The organism is Actinomadura soli (assembly GCF_005889715.1).
GTDB lineage: Bacteria > Actinomycetota > Actinomycetes > Streptosporangiales > Streptosporangiaceae > Spirillospora > Spirillospora soli.
Window position 1 is genome coordinate 1 of the sequence record NZ_VCKW01000486.1, and the last position, 2,797, is coordinate 2,797.

A 2,797-nucleotide genomic window follows, 5' to 3' on the forward strand; every position below is an offset into this window, starting at 1 on the left:
ACGGTGTGGCGACCAGCCGCGAACCCAGGCGTCCTCCTCCTGGACGCCGAGATAGGCGGCACATGGCGCCAACACCGATCCGGCGACCACCTGACCCTAAAACTCCACCCATTCACCACACCCCCCGCCCAGCTCCGCGACGCCCTCACCCCTGACGCCACCACAATCGCCACTCACACCAACGCCTCCACCACCACCCTCCAACTCGACTGACAACCGTTCCTGAACAGCGCTCAGAATTGACCGCAAGGGTCGGTCTAGCACTGCGCCAGTCCCAGACGGTCTGGATGGGCTGGCAGGCCCCGTGTGAGCGTTCATGCGCCGTTGGGGATGTGGAGTCTGAGAGCCGCGATGGCAGCGCGGGCGTCTTCCGGCTCTGCGCCGTCCGCGATGGCCGCCAGTGCCGCGCGCCAGGCCGCCGCGAGGACCCGCCCCAGAAGAGGTGCCGCCGGGCCGATGCTCTGGCTGAGCATCTCGGCCAGCCGGTCGTGGTCTGTGCCTGCGGGCGGGTCTCCCAAGATGTGAAGGAAGCCCTCGCGCACGGCGAAGTCCAGGCCGACGAGCATCGCGGACGTCACGGCCGCCGAGCGATCCGACGCCGCCGCCGGAGTGGATCGCGACCCCGAAGCCGATTCGGAGGCCGCTATCGCGCCTTCCATCCGGTCCAGCAGACGCCGCTCGACGTCCTGCCGTGCGAAGGCGTACAGCCCGAGCTTGCTACCGAAGTGGTGGTACAGCGCCCCTGTCGTGACCTGCGCTGCGGCCGCCAGCTCAGCGACCGTGACCTCGGCGAACGGGCGCGTCCCGAACGCCTCGACGGCGGCGAGCGCGAGCCTGCCCCTGGGGGATGTCGATACCGGGATCCATTCGCGCATCCGTCCATAATGCCGTTATGCTGTGCGTAAATCTAGTTACGTGAAGGAAGGATGCACCATGAAGCTTGAGTTCCTGTTCGTCCCCACCACCGACCTGAAGGCATCCCTCGCCCTCTACCGCGACAGCCTCGGCTTCACCGAGATGTGGCGCGAAGGCGACACGACCGTCGCGCTGGCCTTGCCGGGCACCGAGGTCCAGATCATGCTCGACGCCAACGACCCCGACGCCCCGGTCGGGCCGCTGTTCGTCGTCGACAGCGTCCAGGTCTTCCACGCGGCCCGGGCGGAGACGCTCGCCGTGGTGGAAGCGCCTTCGGAGATCCCCGGCGGCTTCCTGGCCACCTACCGGGACCCGGGCGGGGCCACCATCTACGTCATGGACCAATCAGCAGATCAGAACGTCTCGTAACACCGACGCATGGGGTGGACGCGCGACGGCTCTGTGCGGTGATTCGCCGTGTGCTCCGGCAGGGGATGAATGTCTCCGGTCACCTGAAAATGAGAGTGTCGGACGATGAAGATCTATACGCGCAAGGGGGACGGCGGACAGACGGGCATCTGGGGCGGACGCCGCCTGGACAAGGACCATGGCCGCATGGAGGCGATCGGCGCGGTGGACGAATGCAACGCGGCCATCGGTGTCGCGGCCGCCGCGTCATTGCCCGACAAGGCGGCCAGGGTCCTTGCCGAGGTCCAGGACTGCTTGTTCGTGGTCGGCTGCGAGCTCATGGCGCCTGACCGCACCGGTGGGGGCGGCTCCGTTCCGCGGCTGGCGGGCGAAGAGGTCACGCGACTTGAGTCGGCGATCGATGCGCTTGAGGCCGAGCTGCCCGAGCTGACCAGCTTCATCCATCCGACCGGAACGCCCGAGGCGGCGACTCTGCATCTGGCGCGGGCCATATGCCGCCGCGCCGAACGGCGGGTGACCACGCTGCGCCGCGCCGAGGCGGTGAGTGATCATGTCGCCGTGTATCTGAACCGGTTGGCCGACCTCCTGTTCGTCCTGGCCCGCTACGCCAATTCCACCGCCGGTGTTACAGACCGCAAATGGAGCCCCTCCCCATAGGACTCCGGTTTCACCGCTACCTGGCTGTGCCGTCCGAACGGTCGACACAAGCGTCCGCGGGATTGAGCCGGGTGGCCGCCCGGGCGCGGAGCAGCACGATGAAGTTGATCGCGGCTATCAATACGAGGCCGACGAGGGCGACCCAGAAACCGGCCCCCAGCCCGACCGCGTCGCCGGACTGGTTGATCAGGGGTGCGCTCTCGCTTTTCGGAATGGACGAGAACAGGACGGAGAGGAACTCCCGCGCGGCGCTCTCCATCCGTACGACGGCCGACACCCCGGTCACCACCAGCAGCACGCCGGACGCCGCCGCGACGACGGAGGCGTACAGGGATCGCTTCCGCGCGGGGCGGGCAAGGGTGGTTCCCACACCCGCCGCCATGACGAGAAGTGTGACGATGGCGAGCAGGCGGATGACGATCGGCCAACGGTAGTCGTCCTGGTGGACTGCCATGTTCGCACCGGTCGAGGAGATGTCGAGGAGAGACTCCAAGGGCGATATCTCCTCCACACGGGAAGGGAACTCCCAGGACGACATGGTGGCGCACGGCAGAAACAGGAACGCGAACAGGATTAGCGCGAAGCCGACGGGGTTGATGCCTCGCGTCACGAATTTCGCGAACGGGGAGGGTTGAGGCGAGTTGTTCACTTGCAGAACTCTAGCTTCGCCCAACCGAGAGGGGTCTCACTACGGATACAAGTCGCAGATATGGGTATTTGCCCTGCTTTGTACGGGACGCCGAACAGATCGAACGAAGCGCTAAGGCACCACAAAACAGGCCCCGCGCAATATCGACGTCACCCATCGCGCCATGAAGCCGGAGCCCAGGCCGAGCCAGGCCGGGCGGGCCGGGAC

Annotated in this window: 5 protein-coding genes; 3 read left to right on the forward strand and 2 right to left on the reverse strand. The window is 66.9% G+C overall.

Annotated features, from left to right (window positions below; genetic code table 11):
- Window positions 1-213: DNA glycosylase AlkZ-like family protein (locus ETD83_RS44100; protein WP_329603075.1), on the forward strand; the 213-nt coding region annotated here is incomplete at its 5' end.
- Between the two features lie 101 nt (window positions 214-314).
- Here ETD83_RS44100 and ETD83_RS41000 read toward each other — a convergent pair.
- Window positions 315-875: a TetR/AcrR family transcriptional regulator gene (locus tag ETD83_RS41000; RefSeq protein ID WP_138650632.1), complete on the reverse strand. Its 561-nt coding sequence runs from the start codon at window positions 873-875 to the stop codon at window positions 315-317.
- Window positions 876-933: 58 nt separating this feature from the next.
- On the opposite strand from ETD83_RS41000, the gene ETD83_RS41005 reads away from it, so the two are divergent.
- Window positions 934-1,284, forward strand: a complete 351-nt coding sequence (locus ETD83_RS41005) for a VOC family protein (protein WP_138650633.1) — start codon at window positions 934-936, stop codon at window positions 1,282-1,284.
- A gap of 105 nt (window positions 1,285-1,389) precedes the next feature.
- On the forward strand, window positions 1,390-1,941 hold the full coding sequence (locus tag ETD83_RS41010) for a cob(I)yrinic acid a,c-diamide adenosyltransferase (protein ID WP_138650634.1): 552 nt from the start codon (window positions 1,390-1,392) through the stop codon (window positions 1,939-1,941).
- Window positions 1,942-1,957: 16 nt separating this feature from the next.
- Here the strand turns inward: ETD83_RS41010 and ETD83_RS41015 are convergent, their stop codons facing one another.
- The gene (locus tag ETD83_RS41015; protein WP_138650635.1) at window positions 1,958-2,590 is read right to left on the reverse strand and encodes a hypothetical protein; all 633 of its coding nucleotides are present in this window, start codon (window positions 2,588-2,590) and stop codon (window positions 1,958-1,960) included.
- Window positions 2,591-2,797 lie beyond the last annotated feature (207 nt).

Bases quoted from the DNA above. Each gene is read 5' to 3' on its own strand.
- ETD83_RS41000 (WP_138650632.1), bottom strand. From the start codon at position 875: ATGCGCGAATGGATCCCGGTATCGACATCCCCCAGGGGCAGGCTCGCG.
- ETD83_RS41005 (WP_138650633.1), top strand. From the start codon at position 934: ATGAAGCTTGAGTTCCTGTTCGTCCCCACCACCGACCTGAAGGCATCC.
- ETD83_RS41010 (WP_138650634.1), top strand. From the start codon at position 1,390: ATGAAGATCTATACGCGCAAGGGGGACGGCGGACAGACGGGCATCTGG.